Consider the following 20463-nt stretch of genomic DNA (forward strand, 5'->3'; position numbering starts at 1 on the left):
GCACATACGCGGACCTTTTTTCATCGCACGGCAAATCTCAATCGGCCCAGCTCAACCCGCCGCTATAACCGATCAGCAGGATCAGCAGGCCAAAGCCGATCCGATACCACGCGAACACCGTGAAGTCGTGCGACGCGACATAGCGCAGCAGCCAGCGGATGCAGACGAACGCACTGACGAACGCGGCCGCGAAGCCGAGCGCGAAGCTGCCGAGCGCGTCGGTGGTGAGCAGGTGCCAGTCCTTGTACAGCTCGTAGGCCGTCGCGCCGAAGATGATCGGAATCGCGAGAAAGAATGAAAACTCGGTCGCGGCGCGGCGCTCGATGCCGAACAGCATGCCGCCGATGATCGTCGAGCCCGAGCGCGAGGTCCCCGGAATCAGCGCGAAGCACTGCGCGAGGCCGACTTTCAACGCATCGAGCGGGCTCAGATCGTCGATGCTGCGCACCCGCACCGCCGCGTCGCCGCGCGCGCGCTGACGCGCCTCCGCCCACAGGATCACGACGCCGCCCGCGACCAGCGCAAACGCGACCGGCACCGGTGAAAACAGCGCCTCCTTGATCGACTTCTCGAACAGCAGGCCGAGCACGACTGCCGGAATCGTCGCAATGATCACGTTCAGCGCGAAGCGGCGTGCCTCGGGCCGGCTCGGCAGCCCCACGATCACGTTGCCGATGCGGCGGCGAAACTCCCAGCACACGGCGAGAATCGCGCCGAGCTGGATCACGACATCGAAGGTCTTCGCGTGCTCGTCGGAGAAATCCAGCAGACTGCCGACGACGATCAGATGCCCGGTGCTCGACACCGGCAAGAACTCCGTCAAACCCTCGACCACGCCGAGAATCAGCGCCTTGCAAGCCAGTAACCAGTCCATCCGTGCCCCTTATCGCGGTAGGTTGTCGCAACGAAATGGGCCCGCACGGTCATGACTGGCATGCGCGGCCCACGTGGCCGCGCATGCCAGTCATCTTTCGACGATCTGCACGCGTATGCCGTTTGTAAGGATCGTGATTGTACCGGGTTCGTAGTTGACGCCGGCAAATTGCAGTTGCTCGGGCTTGAACGTGTAGATCGGATAGTTGGTCAGCAATTGGGTCGCGAGCAGCGCCGCGGCCGCGTTGATCTGCTGCGTGTACATCTGCGCCTCGCCGCTCACGCTGACGTTGTCGACACTCGGCGACTTGAGGATCACCGAACGGCTCGCCGCGTCGTATGCAAGTTCACTCGACAGCGTGAACACGCCATCGACCGGCTGCTGCAGGAACGGACTCGCGAAACGCGCGTCGAGCTTCACCTGCACGCGGTTCGCATCGGGCAGCATGCCCACCACCGGATTGCTCAGCGCGACATCGAACACCTGCGACACCGTGCGCTGATACGGGAACTTGCGCTGCACGGCCTCCTGCACCTGCTTCTGCGAGAACGTGTAGTGCGACGGCATGAACGGAAACGTCGGGCTCGCGCAAGCCGCGAGCGACACAGTGATGCCAAGCGCGCTGCAGCCGGTCAGCGCAGCGCGCAGAAAGCGGCGCCGGGCCGGCGCTGCGGGTCGAGTCATGCGAAATCTCCTGTGGAAGCCCTTGCGGACATCGGCTTGCGTTGACGGGTGTGGTCAGCGACGGCGTTTACCGCATGCCGCGCGTCATGGATGGGATGCCGGTTGTGTTTGCGCCTCGAGTTGCGTGAGCCACGCGAGCGCTTCGCCGCGATTCGCGCCGCACATCTCGAGTTGCGGCTGCAGACCCGAGCAGCATGCGGGCCGCTCCGGCCGGCCGAAGATCGCGCAGCGCAGATCGTCGCCGAGTTGCACGCAGCGCACGCCCGCCGGCTTGCCGTTCGGCATGCCCGGAATCGGGCTCGAAATCGACGGCGCGATACAGCACGCGCCGCAATAGGGACGGCACGCGTGAGCGTCCACCCGTGCACTGTTCAACCTTTGATCCACGTCATCTTTCCTGAACTCAAACCTTGGCAACGTGTTGCCAGACCCGCATTGTGCCACTGCCTGTCTGTGCGACCTTTCTACACCATCGGGTCCCGCCCGCGGGCACGCCCGTAACCTCGAAGCTGCTGACTGACCATGACACGCGGCACGCTGCGAGAGCCGCCCACCGTCCGACACCGCTCATGTCCCAAACCGACACCCTGTTCCGCCCCGACCTGCTCGCGCGCTACAGCGCGAACGGTCCCCGGTATACGTCCTATCCGACCGCGCCGCAGTTCCGCGAATCGTTCGACACCGCCGACTATCACCGCGCCGCCGCCGACCCGGGTGCCGCGTCGACCGATCTGTCTCTGTACTTCCACATTCCGTTTTGCGACACCGTGTGCTTCTACTGCGGCTGCAACAAGGTCGTGACGAGAAATCGCGCGCATGCGCGGCCGTACCTTGAGCGGCTCAAACGCGAAATCGGCTTGCAGGCGGCGTGTTTCGATACACAGCGGCCCGTCTCGCAATTGCATTGGGGCGGCGGCACGCCGACGTTTTTGTCGCATGACGAGATGGCCGAGCTGATGGCCGCGACGCGCGAGCACTTCAAACTTCTGCCCGACGATCGAGCCGAATATTCGATCGAGGTCGATCCGCGCGAGGCGTCGCCCGACACGGTCGCGCTTCTGCGCCGCCTCGGCTTCAACCGGCTGAGCCTCGGCGTGCAGGACTTCGATCCGCGCGTGCAGCAGGCGATCAATCGCATCCAGCCGTTCGAGATGACCGCATCGGTGATGCAGGCGGCGCGCGCGTACGGTTTTCATTCGATCGGCGTCGATCTGATTTACGGGCTGCCGCATCAAACCGTCGTGAGCTTCAGCCGCACGCTCGACACGATGCTCGAACTGGCGCCGGACCGGCTGTCGGTGTTCGCGTATGCGCACATGCCGCAGCTCTTCAAGATGCAGCGCCAGATGGATCCCGCGACGCTGCCGTCGAGCGAGGAGCGGCTGGCTCTGCTGCAACGGGTCGTCGAACGGCTGACTGAAGCGGGCTATGTGTACATCGGCATGGATCACTTCGCGCTGCCCACCGACGAGCTCGCTCGCGCGCAGGCGCAGCGCACGCTGCATCGCAATTTCCAGGGCTATAGCACGCGGGCCGAGTGCGATCTGATCGGTTTTGGCGCCTCGTCGATCGGCAAGGTCGGCGACGTGTACGCGCAGAACGCGCGAGAGCTGCCCGCTTACACCGACTCGATCGATGCGGGCCGGCTCGCGATCGCGCGCGGCATCCGCCTGTCCGCCGACGACCGTCTGCGGCGCGACGTGATCACGCAGCTGATGTGCAACCTCGAACTGCGCTTCGACGAATTCGAAGCGGCGTACGGCATCCACTTCGCCGACACGTTCGCGCCGGAACTCGCGCGTCTGCGTTCATTCGAGGACGACGGGCTGATCTCGCTCGGCGCACGCAAGCTCGAAGTGCGAATGGCCGGCCGCATGCTCGTGCGCAATCTCGCGATGGTATTTGACCGCTATCTGGGCGAGCAGACGCTCACACGATTCTCGCGGACGGTCTGAGCACCGCTCGGCGCGAACGCGCTGTGGCGGGTGAAGGCAATCGACTTGCCCGTCTACCGATTTTCGGCCATAATCTGCGTCTTCCTCGCGCGCTGAACTCCCGATGCGCGCGCTGCAGTATCTGCCCAGGTGGTGAAATTGGTAGACGCAGGGGACTCAAAATCCCCCGCCGCAAGGCGTGCCGGTTCGATTCCGGCCCTGGGCACCAAACACTCATCAACCGGTTTCAACGGTTCACCACGAAGCCCCGACAGCTAGCGCTGAGCGGGGCTTTTGTTTGCTGCAGTCTCCAAGGGTTCACCAGCGATTACAACCCCCACCAAGGGGTCATTTGGGGGGTTGCCACGATTCAAGCGCCCGTCGGATGGAAAACGCCCCCAGCAGCGGCGCGACAACCGGAGACGCAAACATGGCGCTGACGGATGCCACGATCCGTAACACGAAGCCGGGTGAAAAACAGCAGAAGCTGTACGACGGTGGCGGCCTGCTGCTGCTTGTCACGCCAACGGGCAGCAAGCGATGGATTTTCAAGTACCGTTTCGCCGGAAAGGAAAAGAGCCTCGCACTTGGCGTCTATCCAGACGTGCCGCTTGCCGATGCCCGCAAGCGTCGGGACTACGCCCGCGAAAAACTGGCAGCAAACATTGATCCGGAGGAAGCTAAAAAGGCCGGGAAACGCGCCGCCCGCCTTGCTGCTGCCAATTCATTCGAAGCCGTTGCGCTCGCCTGGATGGAAGAGCGCGGTCAGTCCGTTGAAAGCGGGTCGATATCGCTGGGCCGATTACCTTGACCGGATCAAGGCCGGGGCCGAAGTCATTCCGATCAAAGGCGGGACGGTCGCCTTACTACCTCAGCGGGACAACCATTTGGAACAGCGCCGCCCGATGATGGAAGCGTGGGCCGTGTATGTTTGCGGCATAGAGGATTAATTCAGAAGTGCGGCCCGTAACACTCGCGCTGTGCCTTACAAGCTCGCACAAAAAAGCCGACTCGCGAGGATCGGCTTGTGCATTCGAGCGAGGCTCTATCGATATTCATCAATCTCAACCGTGCCGCCCATGGCTTCCATCATGGTGCGAATATCGTCGGGCACATCAGGCACGCGGTCGCCGCTCTCGTTGTACCAGTAACAGAAGAAGCGCATCCGAAGTCCCTTGTCTGCGAGCAGTTGGCCAAGTTCCGCTCTCGGCAGATTCAGGCGCCCAATCAGGTAACGCAAATGCGGCTCAAGTGAATCGCTACGAACTGCGCCCTCACTGCGCACGCCCCAAAGGCCAACGCGGCCCGGCGCGCTGCTCGGTCGCCCAGACGGTGTGGTGAACGGCTGTCCCTTGGTAATCGCTGTATCCGGCTTGATGTCGAAATACGCCGTCCAAAAGGCTGGCTCCAATGAGTCGCCGGATATGTAAAAGGTCGCGTGCGCAAGTTGGTGATCTGCCATTGGAGCGGCCTCAGTTTGCCCAGTCATGAAAATTTCCGATGTGGTTACCATTAAAGTACACGTCGCCGTTGTCATGCCAGATGACGTTATCGGCTGGCCCCAAGCCATTGCCTGGCTTGAACCTGTGCAAGATAGCCCCAAACGTCTTGCGGTCATACCCCAGCATCTTCGCCGCGTAGTTTGGGTTGTTCGTGCTCGCGGCGAGTTCAACGACATCGCCGCTCAACGCGTCAGGCACATACTCAAACGGCTGCGCGTCGCCGAGCAGCGTTGATGCGCCTCTATCGCTAGCTCTGGCTGCGCGGGCAGCGTTCAGTTGGGTTTGCCAGGTGGCCGGATCGTACTGCACAGACAGAATGGGTTCGCCGTTCGGCTGACTGCCGGCCTTCGCTACGGGATTCATTAACGGCGTGCTGCTGTACGGTGACGGAAACAGGCCGTGACGCGGACCTTAACGGCAAGCAGTTTGCCCCGGCGAACCTCTTCGAGAAGCGCAACGATGACCCACCAGCCATCGGCGTCAGGATCGCGGTCCCGGACCCTATGAAAAAACAGCCAGCTGCGGCCAATGAGATTCCTGACCAGCTTCCGGTCCTCCTCCCACTTCCTGCGATTCAGTGCGGCGATAGCAAGAAATTCCCGCGTCTCCGCACTGGCCCTCTGAAGGTCTGCGGCCTTGCCGAGGCACGCTTTATAGTGTCATTCGTCGCAGATGACATACATAACAGGCACCCGGTGGCCGCTGGCAGAACAGCTCCACGGAGTGCATCTCAAATACGGACAGGGACATAGGTGTGTCGATGGTCTATCTGAAGTCGCTGCCGGGGTTGCCAGCAGTCAGATAGTTACCGTGCGACAGGCAGTCCGTACATGGGCGACAGCCCAAAATCTCCACGGCTCTCGATGAAACGGAAAAAAGCGCCCGCAAGAACATTGCGGTTTTTCGCGCCCGTAGCGCGGATGCTCGCGGGCAGCGACCGTACCGCTGGTCTATGACCTTTCCAGCCGTTGGCGGCACTCGCGCAGCAGATCATTCGCCCGAAGCCGCTGTTCGCGCCAATACGGCGCGTACGTCCGCGAGCGCATCCTCGACGAGACCAAAAATCGACACCTGCGCAACCGTTGTCGCTTTGGAGAAAGTCGAATGCGCGTTGTGGGTCGGGCGCTGCCCGTCGTGGCAAGTAGCCAGCGGCCAGGAGCGGCGACAATGCATCTGCGCAGTCGCCAGGAAATTTGATTTGAGTCGCCTCCCCCTCGCTCCCTTTATAATCCGGCATGACTTCCTCCACTCCCCACGTAGCAACCCGACGAGCGGAACCGCCCACGCGATTCATCGGTTCGCCGATTCCGCACACCTCAGCGACCCATTCGCCTTCCACGCATTTCGAACGCACGCGCCACGAGCCGCACTGGTCGGTCGTATGAAAATACCCAAACGGCTTGCACCGCTTCTTGACGAAGGACTCATCGACGAAGTGATCGGCCAGTTGATGAGCGGCAAGGAAGCAACCGTCTACGTCGTGCGCAGCGGCGACTCGATGCGGTGTGCAAAGGTCTACAAGGACGCGAAGCAGCGCAGTTTCCGGCAAGCCGCATCGTATCGGGACGGCCGCAAGGTCAAGAACAGCCGGCAGGCGCGTGCGATGGAAAAAGGTACTCGCTATGGGCGCCAGATGCAGGAGGAGTCGTGGCAAAACGCCGAAGTCGACGCACTGTTCCGACTTGCCGACGGGGGCGTGCGAGTGCCGCAACCCTATATCTGTACCGATGGGGTGTTACTGATGGAACTGGTGGTCGACGCAACGGGTGACGTCGCGCCACGCCTCAACGACGTCCATCTGACTGAAGCGCGCGCCCTTGAACTGCACGCCCTGCTGCTCAACCAGGTTGTCCGCATGCTCTGCGCGGGTGTGATTCACGGCGACCTGTCCGAATACAACATCCTGCTGGCGGCTGATGGACCGGTGATCATCGATCTGCCTCAGGCCATCGACGCCGCCGCCAACAACGAAGCCGCCTCGATGCTCAAGCGTGACGTCGACAACCTCGCTGCGTACTTCGGACGGTTTGCACCGCAAATTCTCGGCGCGGATTACGGAACGGAGATCTGGGCGCTGTTCGAAGCAGGCGAGCTGAAAGTCGATGTCAAATTGACCGGCCGCATCGAGCTCGACACGCGACCTGTCGACCTCGATAGCGTGCTGCAGGAACTCGAAGAGACACGTCTTGACGAAGACGCGCGAGTGCGGCGACAGCAGGAACTGAGCGCGAACTGATAACCGTTATGGAGAAAATTGAACGACCCTTGCGGGTCGGGTATCGCCCATCGAGGTTGGCGCAGACTGATTTTCTCTTCACTTGAAAGAAGAGTCGAAATGGACGCGATCATCATCGGCAACGTGCCGCGCGTGCCGTGGAACAATGACAAGCTAACCGGGCAGAAGTCGCCGCTGAAGCTCAAGGAGATTTGGGCCATTCGGATTCGCCTGCAATTGGGGGCGAAAACCCGTGATCTGGCGATGTTCAATCTGGCGATCGACAGCAAACTTCGAGCGTGCGACCTGACAAAACTTCGAGTCCGCGATGTCTGTCTGGGCACACATAGCGCCCCGGGCGACCGTTATGCAACAGAAAACGCAGCGGCCGGTGCAATTCGAGATCACCGAGCAAACGCGGGATAGCGTGGAAAGCTGGATCAAGGCAGCAGCTCTGTGTCCTTCAGATTTCCTGGTCCCGGGGCGAATACACGCGTCGCCCCATCTTTCGACCCGTCAGTACGCACGGATCGTCCATCGCTGGATAAAATCGATCGGGCTCGACGACTCCGCCTATGGCACGCACACGATGCGTCGGACGAAGGTCTCGTTGATCTATCGCCGTACGAAGAATCTCAGAGCCGTACAGCTTTTGCTTGGTCATACGAAGCTTGAAAGTACCCTCAGATATCTTGGCATCGAGGTTGACGACGCGCTTGAGATGGCCGAACAGACGGAAGACTGAGTGGTGATCGCCGGACAGCAATCGGACGCTGTCCGGTCAGGATGAGACATTCGACACACGTTTCTGATTCGTCGACAATCGGTGAATATAGACAAACCTCGACGGAAGACTTGAGATGATGCTGCGGCCGACAGAAATCCAAATTGAATCAACCCGGCTCTTGATCAAACCGTTCTCGGCCAACGACGCGGATGCTGTGTTCTCGTTCATCACCCCTTCGCTCACCCGTCATATGGCGTGGGAGCCGCCAGCATCCCGGCAGGATTTTGATGGTGTTTGGCGGTCCTGGGTACCGTCGATTGACGATGGGTCAGACTATGTGTTCGCGATACGTCAACGCACCGACGGGAGTTTCCTTGGGTTAGCCGGGCTTCACCGCGTCCGCACCGAGAGCCCGGAACTCGGTATCTGGATTCGTGAAGATCGTCATCGAAATGGGTTTGGTTGTGAAGCTGTGACCCTTGTTGCACACTGGGCAACGCGAACCATTGGTTGTGAAAGCTTTACCTATCCGGTTGCCGAAGAGAACCGTCCCAGCCGGCGCATCGCCGAAACGCTAGGTGGCGTCATTGTGGAAAGCCGCGCGACGCCAAAGTACAAGTCTGTGGTTTACAGAATTCCTCGCCAGCCAGTCGCAAGCGAGGTATAGGCGATTCTGCCTGTGGGCTGGCTTCCGTCGGCCAAGATCGGTCAGTCAAGGTCAACGCCCAGATCGTCAACTGCGTGCGTGTCGGTCGACGCGAGTATTAGCGACCCGATAACGATGAGCTGCTCCAGCGTTCATACAATGCTGCGATATCCGTGGCACAGAGCAACTTCATCGACTTGCCGATCTCGTCCAGCGGCCAGTCCCACCAGTTCATCTCGAGGAGCATCCCGATCTCATCGTCCGAAAAGCGCTTTCGGATCGGCTTTGCCGGATTCCCACCGATGATCGTATAGGGTTCAACGTCCTTCGTGACAACGGCGCAACTCCCGATCACGGCACCGTGACCGATGTGAACACCTGGCATGATCATCGCTTCGGAACCGATCCAGACGTCATTCCCGACAACCGTATCGCCGGCGGGTTCGAATGCATCGCAGGCGTCAGCAAACGCCGGTTCTTCCGTCATGTAGAAGAAGGGAAATGTGGTTACCCAATCGTTCCGGTGCCCCTGGTTGCCCGCCATCATGAACGTCGCACCACTTCCGACAGAGCAGAAGCTACCGATGATCAGCCGGTCGACACCTGTGCGGTCTGGCAACAGGTAGCGCGCACAGTCATCAAAGGAGTGTCCGTGATAGTAGCCAGAGTAGTAGCTGTAACGCCCCACGATGATGTTGGGATTGGTTACCTGCGCTGAAAGCGGCTTCCCCTTGAAGGGGCTGTCGAAGTAATTCTTCATAAAGGGACCACGCTGTAGTCTGGGGTGCTTTATCGTTCGAGCACGCGGGTTACGAGGAAATCCGGTAGCGGCAAACCTGAGCCGTGCGGCAGAATCTTTCGTCAATGACGGTCGGGACCAGTCTCGCCGGTTTCAGCCAACTCCGGTCAGTCGACGCTGCCGCGTAAATTCGCGACAATCAGAGAGAATTCCGGTCGCTCACGGCGCAGCGTCAAGTTCACAACCTAGCGTCAGCGAGTGGCCATCTACGCCCGACGATCACTTTCGAGCAGCCCGTACAGCGCGCTATCCGACACCTCATCGCCAACTATCCAGCGATCACGCAACAACCCTTCGCGGACAAATCCGAGCCGTTCGAGAAGAAGTGCCGAGGCTACATTTCGTGGGTCGATATCCGCCTCAATCCGGCGTAAATTCAGCGTGCCGAATGCGTGCTCGATCAGCGCGGAAACCGCCTCACTCATATATCCGTTTCCCCAATGCTTGCGTTGCAGACCAAAGCCTATCTCTGCGCGTCGGCATTGCTCGTCTGCATGAAAGAGAGCGCAATCACCGAGCACTTCGCCGGTTGTCTGCAACTCGACTGCACAGATGAAGTCCTGGCCGCCAGCTGACGTCTTCAATTTACGTGCGACTCGATCCGTTGCCTGATCCAGGGAAGTCATCGCCGGAAACGAAAAATAGCGCATCGCATCCGCGTCCGACCAGATCGCGAACAGTGGTTGTGCGTCTTCATGACGAAGCGGCCGCAGAACGAGGCGTGGGGTAGTCAGCGTGACGGGCTCGAATAATGGCATGACGGGGGCGGGGCACCGGAAATAGATGACCCCATTAGAGCATGTGGGCCGAGAGCCAACAACCGCACGCGTCGAACCGCGTGGCAGCACAGCCTTTGTGCGGCTACTCTCGCGATTTACCTCTGTCGCTTACGGGTCGCGTGCTGCCGGTCATGACACGACACTTGTCGATCGCACAACGATTGGCAAGGTTCGGCCACAAGCGGCCGCTGACCAACATACTCGCGCGGACATTCGGATGACCGAACCACATCAGACAACGGACCCTCGCGTCGCGGTCCCGCTCCTTGAGCACCCGGCCTTATGCGACATTGACGGAACCATTACCCCTGTCCCTGCGACCGTTATCAATACCGCAGGGTTCGACGCTGGAGCCACCGTTTTAATAACGACCTCGCCTAAGGCTACAAAGCCAGCAGGCCCACCCAGTCTAACTGTGCGTACTGAACTACGTAAGCGTGCACGGCTTGAGGGGTCTAGGCCGATCTAAACCCGATGCCAGTAAACCACGAATTCCGGGTACATCTGATCGGCCTGTTTCAGCATGAACTCATTGCTGCCAAAGAAGGTCCAGCTCTTGGTGAAGCCCCTTTCCTGCCCGATCACCGAATGTTTGCCCGCCTTGACCGTGGAGGTGTCTTGTGTGCGGTGGCTGTCATGCGTGCGGGCCTTCGTAGGAATTCCCAGTAGACATCGCGCGAGAATCAGCATCCGGTCCACCGGTTTATCGTCCTGGTCGGTGCAATCGCATTTCAACGCATTGCAGATTGGGCAGCCGGTATAGGTCTGCACCTTCGCAAACGAGTCGCCGAAATAGGTACCCTGCCCCAGCGCGCCGTACTTCGTGACGTTCCCCGATGGTGCTCCCTTGTTGAAGTTAGGATCGAATCCTTTATCGACAATGATCTTGATGACGTTGGGCAGCGTTCCGTGCATCAACAGCACCTCTCCGATGCTGCGGTCCAGCACGGGCAGCCGTTCGGTCGATGAAGCGCTGATCCCTTCGTCTGACTGCGTGGTAAATTTGACCGCGCTACGTCCAAATACCTTGCCGCCGGTCGAGAGCGCCCGAGGCGGGGTTATGTAGGTGCCCATCCTGAGTTCTACCGCTTCGGCGTTGACCTTGTCGTAGATATCCTGTGTTTTGGCGATGTCGTCCCTGATGCGCGCCGCCGCCGCCTCGTATTGATCCCACAGTGCCTGATGGCGGATCACCCGGATTTTGGTAATCTCGACGTTGCCGGATTTTGGTGGCGCCTGCTTACTCTGCGGGATGCCGTACTTCGTGTAATACGTGCCATAGTTGGCCTTGATGAATGAGGGGTCTTCTCGCAGCGTATTCAGGTTGGTTTTGAGCACAAGCTTTTCATTGTCCGACAGAGCGGGTTTTTGGATCAGCTCGTCGATCTTGTTCTGGGCCCGAACCATGCGTGTGCGCTCCCCCTGTGGCGGTGCGAGGGTTCGCGCTGCGGCGTTGGCGCACAGATACTCAGCGATCCGGCGGAACAGGTCGCTGCCGGGATCGAGGAACGCCGTGTCATACGACCCTCGATCAGCGACCGCCGCTATCAATTCCACTTCTGACAGGGGCTTCGCACGACGGTGCTTGGTGCCGTTCTTGATCTTTCGCGATCCGCTGTCATCCTTGCGTTCCGAGATCGCAACGACCGTGGGTTGTTGCTTGTCCCAGCCGTTCGTCCATTTCAGGTGTTGCCAATAGTCAGGTACGCTCATGGTGCGGGAAATAGTAGAGTGTTGAATCAGCCGATCAAGGTTCCGTCCGCTTCCTCGGCTCTTAGCGTGAAGTCTCGTTCCGATTCTCAAATGAGTTTTTACTCATCGTGCCCTCACGCGATTGCGCTTTCGATACGGGATGCCGAGCTGAGCAGATTATTATTTTTCTTTCGGTTGGTACTTTGTCGCGCCATTGCGCGAGGAGAGAACGGGATTCTCTACATTTATTTTTGTTTTTCGGCGCACCTGGAATTGCGCAGGATGCCGCGTCAGACGTCAACCTTTCCCTGCTGCCATCGCTCGTAAGACGTTCTCATTCGTCTCTTCTTCATACTAGCGATAAGCGTATGTCCTGCCGCCGCGATTGACAAGGTCAACAACGATCGACAATCGATGTGCATGCTGCGCAGGGCTCCATGAGAAACCACCCGCCTGTGCGCCCATTCACGCATCGGCCACCGTGCCCGCGAGAGTCATTGGCGCCGCAGCGGACGCCGCGATCGCAGACCCATTCGCGTAAGGCCGTTCACTCTCGCCTATTCAACTGAAGAAACCGGATGGTTGATTCCAGAATGACCACTTTGCGGGCCGGTGCATTCGCGACTGTCCTTGCCGCAATCGCCGCTACCCCAGCGAATACTCGGAGTCCACCGAATCGGCGCACGGCCGGTTCGCGCTCAAGGCCCAATACTGTTCACTTGATGATCACCTTCGATGAAATTCGCTGATTCAGCGGCTCCGATCGTCTGCGTATCCGGAAATTCGACATCTTTCGCTTCACACCGCGGGGATTACGTTTGCCGCGGCTTTGCACCACGGGCCCGCTGGCGAGTTCGCGCAGCAGACTCTGTTTCCAGCTTTGCCACTGCTCAGGGGGAAATTGCCGCCGCCTCAGGCAGGCGTCGGTTTAGCACACGCAGGGCATGGACAAACGACAGGTCTTCAGGTCGCTGCCCGCTGTCCTGGGCAGCCTCGTACATCAGGCGGCGGATCGCCGCATGCGCGAGCATTAACGCATAGAACTCCTGACGTACCAGATCAGGCGTCTTGCTGCGCAGCACCTTCTTCCCATCACACAGATGCGTCTTGATCTCATCGAACATTTCTTCTATTTTCCAGCGCCGGTGATACAGCGCCGCCAGTTCGACGGCAGGTCCTACTACCGGGTCCAGCAGATTGGTGACCAGACAATACTGCGGCTCGGCGTCAGGCACACCTTCCAGGCGGTACTCGATGACCCGCACCTGCATGCCGTTGCGCTGGTGTCGCCGGTCGGTGTCGCTGGCATATACGGTACTCAGGTACGAACCGTCTACCAGCGGCACCTCGCACCGCAGTCGGACATTCGACTTCACCCGCCACAGCAGCTTCGCTCCCGTGGCCACCGCGTCGCGCCACATGTCATACCCATAGAATAGGCGATCGGCCAGCACCAGCATCTCGCTCGAGAACGCCGGAAACAGCTGCCGCGTGAGCGCCTGTTCGCTGTTCTCGCGCACCCCGCCCATCTGGACCTCACACAGCGCGTGCGTCGCACATTCGGCCAGCGCCACAAAGCGGATCTGCGGATACGCGCCTTTGCAGATCCCGAAGGAACGACCGAATGGCCGATACAGTTTTTAAAGCTGCCGCCGGCGCGCTGTACCGGCGAACGTCGGTTGTGGGTCGAACTCGGCCGACTGCAATATGCTCGGTTCGCCGACAAGTTTTCGCTCGCTCATTCCGGCAAATACGCACGCCCGGTAGTATTTTTGGTGGTATCCGTACCGGCAAAATTCCTCAAACCCGCTCAAGCAAAGCGATAGCAGGAATTTTTTCATTCCGGCCCTGCCATCAAACAATCTTCCCGATTCCCAATCGTCCGGAAGACATCGCCAGTCGCATCTCCCATCAAAAACCCTTTAGCCACACCGGGATCATTCATCCAGGCTGGTAAGCACGCCCTCGCCGCCTCACTCCCGACGGTGGAAAGTACCTTGCGACACAGAGCCCGTAAATGATCAGCGCCGCGACTGTGTACGACACGAATCGCGCCGCAAAGAACAGCAAGACTACGACGATCGCGGCCAGCAGCATCTCCAGTCTCGGACCGAGCGCCGACAGCTGCCCGCCGCGCGCTTCGAAGGCGGTCCCCAGCAAAATCAGCAACGGGATCAGCGCGAGCACCATGTGGATCGGCTCGAGGATCGGATAAGCCACGAGCATCGTCATCGAAGCGAGCGCGTAGTCGATGCGGCTGTCCCGATGGCGGCGAAACACCAGATACGCGGACAGCAGGCAAGCAGCCAGCACCAACGCACGCGAAGCAATCGACAGCAACGCACCGGACACCGGCATGCCGATCGTCGCCGATAGCGTCTGCAGCGCGCCCCTCACGGCATTGTTCATCGGCGCGCCGCCACCGCTCATCGCCAGTGCCATGCCGTTCAGGCGCGGCATGTCCGACACGAAGTAGTGCCACAAAACGTCGAAGCCGAGGCGCGCTCCGGTGATCAACGTCAACGCAATCGCAACGACGCTCGCCATCACGAACGTCCGCCATTCGCGACGCAGCAACAGCAGGCCGGCGACGGCCAGGGGCGTGAGCTTGATCGCGATCGCAAAGCCAAGAAAGAGTCCAGCGGCATAACCTTTGCCACGCTCGATCAGCGCGAAAGTCGCAACCAACAGGAAGAACAGCAGTTCGTTCGATTGGCCGTCGTAGGTATCTTCGACGAGCGGAAAGCTCAGCAGCGCGACCGCCACCAGCAGCAGGTTCACGCTGCGCTCCGTGCCGCGGTACGCCATCGTGACGACGAGATACAAAGCCACCGAGAACAACACGATCGACGCACTCACCCAGACGATTTTCGCGGCGAGCGGCGTCAGCAGCGCGAGCGGCGCAAACACCAGCGCGAACTGCGGCGGGTAGGCGTAGAAGATGTCGTCGCCCGTCGAGCGCGCGCCGATGCCCTGCAAAAACGCGATGAGCGCGTCGTGGTCGTACAGGCGCGCCGGGTCATGCAGCACGACGTTGAAGGCGTACAGGTAGAAATTGAAATCGCCGAAGGCGTCAGGGACGTTGCCACGAAACTTGGCGACGACGTGAAGGATACGCAGCGCGAGGCAGGCTGCCGCAATCAGCAAAAGGAGCGCGGCACCCGCGCCGAAGTTCGACCTGGTCCGTACGGCGCCTGCGTTGAACATGGTGTCTCTCCGCGGTACGTCAATCAACGTGGGAGTTGCTGCGCCCTTGAGACCCGCGCTAGCGGGGGCGTACCAGCAGACCATGTCGCCGGTACGGTCCGGGGATGGCCGGCACGGCCAGCCATCCCGGCTTCGTGCCGGACGACCGGACAGAGATTACCGATTCGCAAAAATCGATCTGTGCGCTCGCCCACACGAGACCGACCTATGTCGGGAACTTCGGCGCGCGAAGATCGTTCGTTGGCGGCGAATCGCCGTGTTCGCTGCGGAATGCCACGCACGTCGCGCCGATCGGCGCTTATCGGCTCGCGGCCCCCATGCCAGCGCGCGCAACCTCGCGGCGTCGCTTGATCATGTAGCCGCCCCACATCAGTACGAGCCATGCCGGCACCAGCCACACCGAGACCGACCAGCCCGGCGTCAGCGCCCCTGTGTTCGCCGCATGTCGCCGCTGGGCGTGGAACGCTGTCGAAGGCAGCGCTGTGGCAGATTGCACGGCTGGACCGTACGGTCCGGTCTGGCAAAACCGCTAACTTTACCCCGACCGATATTCCTCTGACATTCGGAGCCGCCCGCTTCGTTCTGCGCCGCACTTAAGCGCGCGGATTGTGATTGTCACGGGGATCGCGCCCGGGTATGTTGCCGAAGTCCACTTTTCACGCCGCGGAGCTTCGCTATGTTGCCCAAACGTCTGCTTTGCGCCGCCGTGTTGTGCCTCTGTTTCGCAGGCGTCAGTACGTCCGCGCTCGCGCAGACGGTGCCCGCCGCCCAGCAACCGGCCGATGACGCCGCGTCGCAGGCAAGCGGCCAGCCAGCGCCAGCGCCTGCCCCCGCTACTGCCAGCAAGCCGCCTGCCGCCGCGCTCGGCGGCCCGGTGCGCAACATCGTGCTCGTGCATGGCGCGTTCGTCGACGGATCGAGCTGGAACGGCGTGGTCGCGAAGCTGCAGCAAAAGGGTTATCACGTGAGCTCGGTGCAGAACCCGCTGACCTCGCTCGCCGACGACGTCGCCGCGACCCGCCGCGTGCTCGATCGCGAGAACGGTCCGGTGCTGCTGGTCGGGCACTCCTGGGGCGGCGTCGTGATCACCGAGGTCGCCGCGAACGCGCCGAACGTCGCCGGGCTCGTGTATGTCGCCGCGCTTGCGCCGCAACTGCACGAATCGGCGATGGACGTGATGAAGGCCGGCGGGCCGATGTCGGCCGGCCAGAGCATCAGCAAGGACGCGAACGGGTTTTTGTGGATCGACCGCGCGCGCTATCACGCCGATCTCGCCGCCGACGTGCCCGAGACCGTCGCACGCGTGCTCGCCGCCGCGCAGGTGCCGATCGCCGCGAGCGCATTCGACGAACCGGTCGATCAGGTCGGCTGGAAGGACAAACCGTCGTGGTACGTGCTGACGACGAAAGACCACGCGGTGTCGCCCGATCTGCAGAGAATGATCGCCGCGCGCATCGGCGCGAAGGTGGTGCCGGTCGCGTCGAGCCATCTCGCGCCGGTGTCGCACGCCGGGGCGGTGGCGGAGGCGATCGATCACGCGGCGCGCGAGTTGAGCCGGCAGCAGCAGTAAGCCGGCGGCTCGACGCCGCGCGGCTCAGCGCAGCATGAAGGACATCGCCGACAGACAGTTCAGCATCCGCACCGCATGCTCGGCCGACGCCGCACTGAAGCGCAACCTCACGCCATCCACGCGCGTAAGCGTCGGCCATTGGCAGAACAGATCGGCGAGCCCGCTCGTTTGCACGCGCAGTTCGCAGTCGATCGTTCGCGGCTCCGCGCGCGTCGCGGCAGGCGCGCGGCCCGCTTCGACATGCTGACGGACCACGTCGCGCGCGGCGGCCCGCAGCGCCTCGCGCACGCTCGCAGGCGACTGCGTGACGCCGCTTGCTTGCCCGGTTGCGGTCTTCGTGACGACGAAACGCGCGCCGGGAAAACGCGGCGCGGTTTCCTCGGCGAACACGTCGTCACCCGATAAAAGCACCACACGCGCGCCATATTCTTCGGCGAGCGCACCGTACAGCCCCGCTTCGCCCAGCTCCACGCCGTTGAACGCCACGCGCGCGAACGCGAAGCTGTTGATCGTGTGCGCGAGGATGCCGCGCGTTTGCGCCTTCGCGTGATAGCCGATCATGAAGACCAGCGCCGCACCGTATTCGAGCCCGGCCATCATGCCGAGCGTGCGCGGCTTGCCGAGCACGAGCTGGGCGCGCGGATCGAGCAGATCGGGCAGCAGGTTGCGAAAGCCGCCGTGCGAATCATTGACCCACACGTCGGTCGCGCCGCCCGCGAACGCGCCTTCGATGGCCGCGTTGGCTTCGAGCGTCATCCAGCGTCGCGCGGCTTCGTATTCGCCGTTGCCCGCGCGCGTCTGCTCGGCATGGAACACGCCGGCGATGCCTTCGATGTCGGTGGAGATCAGGACTTTCATCGCGCGGAATTCCTCAGCAGGTGGGCAAGGTCCGGCACGCTGTCGCGCAGCGACAGCCGCCGATGGCCGTCGCGACCGGTGACCGACTCGGCGCTCCACAATGCATCGACGATCGCCTGCTCGACGCTGTCGGCGCAGGCGCGAAACAGCGGGTCCATACAGTGATCCGCGACCAGCGGCGGCAGCGCGACGAAGTCCGCGCCGTGCGGCACCGTGTACGCGGTCGAAAACGCCAGCGCGATATCGCCGCTGCCGTGGCCGTACACCGAGCCGGTGCGCGCGAGACCGGCCGCCGCGCGCAACGACAGGCGTTTCAGCTGGCGCGCGTCGAGCGGCGCATCGGTCGCGACGATCATGATGATCGAGCCTTGCTCGGGTTGCTCGGGGGTCGCATTAGCAGCGGCACTGGCAGTATTCGCCGCCTCAGCGACGGCCGCGCGTTCGGCCAGAATGCGGCCGAGCGGCGTGCCGTCGATCGTCAGCATCGGCAGACGGCCGAAGTTGGCAAGCACGAGCGCGCCAACGGTGTAGTCGCGGCCCGCCGCACTGAACAGGCGCGACGCAGTGCCGATGCCGCCCTTCAGATCGAAACACGACATGCCGCGCCCTGCGCCGAGCGCACCGCTCGCGACATCGGCGCTTGCCGCGTCGAATGCTTCGTTGAAATGCTGTTCGGTCACGGCAAGCGCCTGAATGTCGTTCAGATAGCCGTCGTTGCATTCGAACACGAGCGGATTGAGCGTCGACCATTCGCGGCCGATGCGCGGATTCCCGCGAATCGCCGCGCGGATCTGCGCCTGCGCGACCGTACCGACGCCGAAGGTGTTGGTCAGCGCGATCGGCGTCTCCAGCGTGCCGAGTTCGTCGAGCTGCACGAGCCCGACGCTCTTGCCGAAGCCGTTGATCACCGACGCGGCGGCCGGCACCTTGTCGACGAACGGATCGCCGCGATGCGGCCGGATCACGGTCACGCCGGTTTGCAGCGCGCCTTCGGCAAGCGTGCAATGACCGACGCTGACGCCGTCCACGTCGGCGATCGTGCCGAGCGCTCCGGCCGGCAACGTGCCGAGATGCGGCGCGCGCTCGGCCGAATGATGGTTGCTCATGCTCATGGCCGATCCAGCTTCGGATCGAGCGCGTCGCGCAGACCGTCGCCGAGCAGGTTGAACGCGAGCACGGTCAGGAAGATAGCGAGGCTCGGAAACAGCGCGATGTGCGGCGCGGTCACCATATCGGCGCGAGCTTCGTTGAGCATCGCGCCCCACTCGGGCGTCGGCGGCTGCGCGCCCAAGCCGAGAAACGACAGGCTCGCCGCCGTGATGATCGACGTGCCGATGCGCATCGTCAGATACACGACGACCGACGAAATCGTGCCCGGCAGAATGTGCCGCGCCATGATCGTCCAGTCCGACGCGCCGATGCTGCGCGCCGCCTCGACATAGGTGAGCTGCTTGAGCATCAGCGTATTGCCGCGCACGAGCCGCGCGAACGCCGGAATGCTGAAGATCGCCACGGCGCAGATCACGTTGATCATGCCGTTGCCGAGAATCGCGACCACGCCGATCGCGAGCAGAATGCCGGGGAACGCGAACAGCACGTCGGCCACGCGCATCGTGATGCGATCCCACCAGCCCTCGTAGTAACCGGCAAGCAGACCGAAGAACGTGCCGATCACCGCGCCGATCGCAACGGACAGAAAGCCTGCCTCGAGCGAAATGCGCGAGCCGACGAGGATGCGGCTGAAGATATCGCGGCCCAGCGAATCGACGCCGAACCAGTGCGCGGCCGACGGCCCCGCGTTCAGCGCGTCGTAGTCGAAGAAGTTCTCGGGGTCGTACGGCACGATATGCGGCGCGATGATCGCGACCACGATCAGCAGCAGCACGAACACGCCGGCGGCCAGCGCGACATGCTGCTTGCGAAACTTGCGCCAGAACTCGCTCCACGGTGTGCGGATCGCGCGTTCGACGGCAGCGGGAGTGGCCGCATTCGGCCCGGTGGCAGTGGTGCTCATGCGGACCTCACTTGAAACGGATGGTCGGGTTGATCACCGCGTACAGCACGTCGACGATCAGGTTGATGATGATGAATTCGAGCGAGAACAACAGCACCTCGGCCTGAATGATCGGATAGTCGCGCATCGACACCGCATCGACGAGCAAACGGCCGAGGCCCGGCCAGTTGAACACCACTTCGACGACGATCGAGCCGCCGAGCAGAAAGCCGAACTGCAACCCCATCATCGTGACGACGGGAATCAGCGCGTTGCGCAGGCAGTGCTTGATGATCACGAGCCGCTCGGGCACGCCCTTCGCACGCGCGGTGCGCACGAAGTCCTCGTGCAGCACCTCGACGAACGAGGCCCGCGTGAAGCGCGCCATCACGGCCGCGACCGCCGCGCCGAGCGTCAGCGACGGCAGCACGTAGCTGCGCCACGAACCGTCGCCGACGATCGGCAGCCAGCCGAGTTGCACCGAGAAAATCTGCATCAGCAGCATGCCGAGCGCGAACGCCGGAAACGAAATGCCCGACACCGCGAGCGTCATGCCCAGGCGGTCCGGCCAGCGGTTGCGCCACACCGCCGAGGCGATGCCGATTGCCATGCCGATCACGACCGCCCACACCATGCTCGCGATCGTCAGCCACAACGTCGGGAAGAAGCGTTCCGCAATCTCCTGGCTCACCGGCCGCTTGCTGCGCGTCGAAACGCCGAAGTCGCCATGCGCCATCCGCCAGAAGAAACGGACGAACTGCTGCGGCAGCGGCTTGTCGAGCCCGAGGTCGGAGCGCACGAGGGCCACGGTCGCCTCGTCCGCTTCGGGACCGGCGGCGAGCCGCGCCGGATCGCCCGGCAGCAGATGCACGAACAGGAACACCAGCACGGCGACGATGAAGAGCGTCGGCAGCAGGCCTAGCAGACGTTTGACGAGGAAGTTCAGCATGAAACCAGTCCGGCAAATGAGCGGCAAATCAGGC

General features: G+C 62.0%; 20 protein-coding genes, 1 tRNA gene and 2 pseudogenes. 8 read left to right on the forward strand and 15 right to left on the reverse strand.

Annotated features, from left to right (window positions below):
• Positions 1–37: 37 nt before the first annotated feature.
• The 3 genes from HDG34_RS04730 to HDG34_RS04740 all read right to left on the reverse strand — a co-directional run bounded on the left by HDG34_RS04730 (position 38) and on the right by HDG34_RS04740 (position 1945).
• Positions 38–874, reverse strand: coding sequence for an undecaprenyl-diphosphate phosphatase (locus HDG34_RS04730; RefSeq protein WP_184058119.1), 837 nt, complete (start codon positions 872–874; stop codon positions 38–40).
• A gap of 90 nt (positions 875–964) precedes the next feature.
• Positions 965–1558, reverse strand: a complete 594-nt coding sequence (locus tag HDG34_RS04735; RefSeq protein WP_184058121.1) for a DUF1439 domain-containing protein — start codon at positions 1556–1558, stop codon at positions 965–967.
• Between the two features lie 84 nt (positions 1559–1642).
• A complete protein-coding gene (locus tag HDG34_RS04740) occupies positions 1643–1945 on the reverse strand; it encodes a YkgJ family cysteine cluster protein (protein WP_184058123.1) in 303 nt (100 codons plus the stop codon).
• A gap of 182 nt (positions 1946–2127) precedes the next feature.
• On the opposite strand from HDG34_RS04740, the gene hemN reads away from it, so the two are divergent.
• The 3 genes and pseudogenes from hemN to HDG34_RS04755 all read left to right on the forward strand — a co-directional run.
• A complete protein-coding gene (gene hemN, locus HDG34_RS04745) occupies positions 2128–3513 on the forward strand; it encodes an oxygen-independent coproporphyrinogen III oxidase (RefSeq protein WP_184058125.1) in 1386 nt (461 codons plus the stop codon).
• Positions 3514–3636: 123 nt separating this feature from the next.
• A tRNA-Leu gene (locus HDG34_RS04750) sits at positions 3637–3721 on the forward strand.
• 201 nt (positions 3722–3922) lie between these two features.
• Positions 3923–4243: pseudogene (locus HDG34_RS04755) on the forward strand (Arm DNA-binding domain-containing protein); the annotation flags it as partial.
• 294 nt (positions 4244–4537) lie between these two features.
• Here HDG34_RS04755 and HDG34_RS04760 read toward each other — a convergent pair.
• Both HDG34_RS04760 and HDG34_RS38905 read right to left on the reverse strand, forming a co-directional pair.
• Positions 4538–4954, reverse strand: a complete 417-nt coding sequence (locus HDG34_RS04760; RefSeq protein ID WP_090801512.1) for a DUF4279 domain-containing protein — start codon at positions 4952–4954, stop codon at positions 4538–4540.
• 10 nt (positions 4955–4964) lie between these two features.
• The gene (locus HDG34_RS38905) at positions 4965–5357 is read right to left on the reverse strand and encodes a hypothetical protein (protein WP_260321044.1); all 393 of its coding nucleotides are present in this window, start codon (positions 5355–5357) and stop codon (positions 4965–4967) included.
• A 1018-nt stretch (positions 5358–6375) separates the two neighbouring features.
• Between HDG34_RS38905 and HDG34_RS04770 the strand changes: the two genes are divergently transcribed.
• The 3 genes and pseudogenes from HDG34_RS04770 to HDG34_RS04780 all read left to right on the forward strand — a co-directional run bounded on the left by HDG34_RS04770 (position 6376) and on the right by HDG34_RS04780 (position 8603).
• A complete protein-coding gene (locus HDG34_RS04770; protein WP_184058602.1) occupies positions 6376–7230 on the forward strand; it encodes a PA4780 family RIO1-like protein kinase in 855 nt (284 codons plus the stop codon).
• 99 nt (positions 7231–7329) lie between these two features.
• Positions 7330–7954: pseudogene (locus HDG34_RS04775) on the forward strand (tyrosine-type recombinase/integrase).
• Between the two features lie 115 nt (positions 7955–8069).
• Complete coding sequence (locus HDG34_RS04780; protein WP_184058129.1) at positions 8070–8603, forward strand: GNAT family N-acetyltransferase; 534 nt, start codon at positions 8070–8072, stop codon at positions 8601–8603.
• Positions 8604–8700: 97 nt separating this feature from the next.
• Here the strand turns inward: HDG34_RS04780 and catB are convergent, their stop codons facing one another.
• The 4 genes from catB to HDG34_RS04800 all read right to left on the reverse strand — a co-directional run bounded on the left by catB (position 8701) and on the right by HDG34_RS04800 (position 13489).
• Positions 8701–9342, reverse strand: a complete 642-nt coding sequence (catB, locus tag HDG34_RS04785) for a type B chloramphenicol O-acetyltransferase (protein WP_184058131.1) — start codon at positions 9340–9342, stop codon at positions 8701–8703.
• A 245-nt stretch (positions 9343–9587) separates the two neighbouring features.
• Entirely contained in the window at positions 9588–10139 is a 552-nt protein-coding gene (locus HDG34_RS04790) for a GNAT family N-acetyltransferase (protein ID WP_090801523.1), read from the reverse strand.
• A gap of 486 nt (positions 10140–10625) precedes the next feature.
• On the reverse strand, positions 10626–11873 hold the full coding sequence (locus HDG34_RS04795) for a hypothetical protein (protein WP_184058133.1): 1248 nt from the start codon (positions 11871–11873) through the stop codon (positions 10626–10628).
• A gap of 869 nt (positions 11874–12742) precedes the next feature.
• Positions 12743–13489, reverse strand: coding sequence for an IS4 family transposase (locus HDG34_RS04800; protein WP_184058604.1), 747 nt, complete (start codon positions 13487–13489; stop codon positions 12743–12745).
• On the opposite strand from HDG34_RS04800, the gene HDG34_RS04805 reads away from it, so the two are divergent.
• Positions 13477–13809, forward strand: a complete 333-nt coding sequence (locus tag HDG34_RS04805) for a hypothetical protein (protein WP_184058135.1) — start codon at positions 13477–13479, stop codon at positions 13807–13809. The genes HDG34_RS04800 and HDG34_RS04805 overlap by 13 nt on opposite strands.
• Here HDG34_RS04805 and HDG34_RS04810 read toward each other — a convergent pair.
• Together HDG34_RS04810 and HDG34_RS04815 are read right to left on the reverse strand one after the other, a co-directional pair.
• A complete protein-coding gene (locus HDG34_RS04810) occupies positions 13794–15059 on the reverse strand; it encodes a glycosyltransferase family 87 protein (RefSeq protein ID WP_184058136.1) in 1266 nt (421 codons plus the stop codon). The two genes, HDG34_RS04805 and HDG34_RS04810, sit on opposite strands and share 16 nt — an antisense overlap.
• Positions 15060–15357: 298 nt before the next feature.
• Positions 15358–15555, reverse strand: a complete 198-nt coding sequence (locus HDG34_RS04815) for a hypothetical protein (RefSeq protein WP_184058628.1) — start codon at positions 15553–15555, stop codon at positions 15358–15360.
• 180 nt (positions 15556–15735) lie between these two features.
• Here HDG34_RS04815 and HDG34_RS04820 point away from each other — a divergent pair, with 180 nt between their 5' ends.
• On the forward strand, positions 15736–16629 hold the full coding sequence (locus HDG34_RS04820) for an alpha/beta fold hydrolase (RefSeq protein ID WP_184058138.1): 894 nt from the start codon (positions 15736–15738) through the stop codon (positions 16627–16629).
• Positions 16630–16653: 24 nt separating this feature from the next.
• Here the strand turns inward: HDG34_RS04820 and HDG34_RS04825 are convergent, their stop codons facing one another.
• From HDG34_RS04825 to gsiC, 4 genes are read right to left on the reverse strand one after another with little or no spacing between them, the layout of a single operon-like run.
• Positions 16654–17487: a M55 family metallopeptidase gene (locus tag HDG34_RS04825; RefSeq protein WP_184058140.1), complete on the reverse strand. Its 834-nt coding sequence runs from the start codon at positions 17485–17487 to the stop codon at positions 16654–16656.
• The gene (locus HDG34_RS04830) at positions 17484–18599 is read right to left on the reverse strand and encodes a P1 family peptidase (protein ID WP_184058142.1); all 1116 of its coding nucleotides are present in this window, start codon (positions 18597–18599) and stop codon (positions 17484–17486) included. Before HDG34_RS04830 ends, HDG34_RS04825 begins: the two co-directional genes overlap by 4 nt.
• The gene (gsiD, locus tag HDG34_RS04835) at positions 18596–19501 is read right to left on the reverse strand and encodes a glutathione ABC transporter permease GsiD (protein WP_090801535.1); all 906 of its coding nucleotides are present in this window, start codon (positions 19499–19501) and stop codon (positions 18596–18598) included. Before gsiD ends, HDG34_RS04830 begins: the two co-directional genes overlap by 4 nt.
• Before the next feature lie 7 nt (positions 19502–19508).
• A complete protein-coding gene (gene gsiC / locus HDG34_RS04840; protein ID WP_090801536.1) occupies positions 19509–20429 on the reverse strand; it encodes a glutathione ABC transporter permease GsiC in 921 nt (306 codons plus the stop codon).
• Positions 20430–20463 lie beyond the last annotated feature (34 nt).

Source organism: Paraburkholderia sp. HC6.4b (assembly GCF_014200875.1).
GTDB classification, from domain to species: domain Bacteria; phylum Pseudomonadota; class Gammaproteobacteria; order Burkholderiales; family Burkholderiaceae; genus Paraburkholderia; species Paraburkholderia tuberum.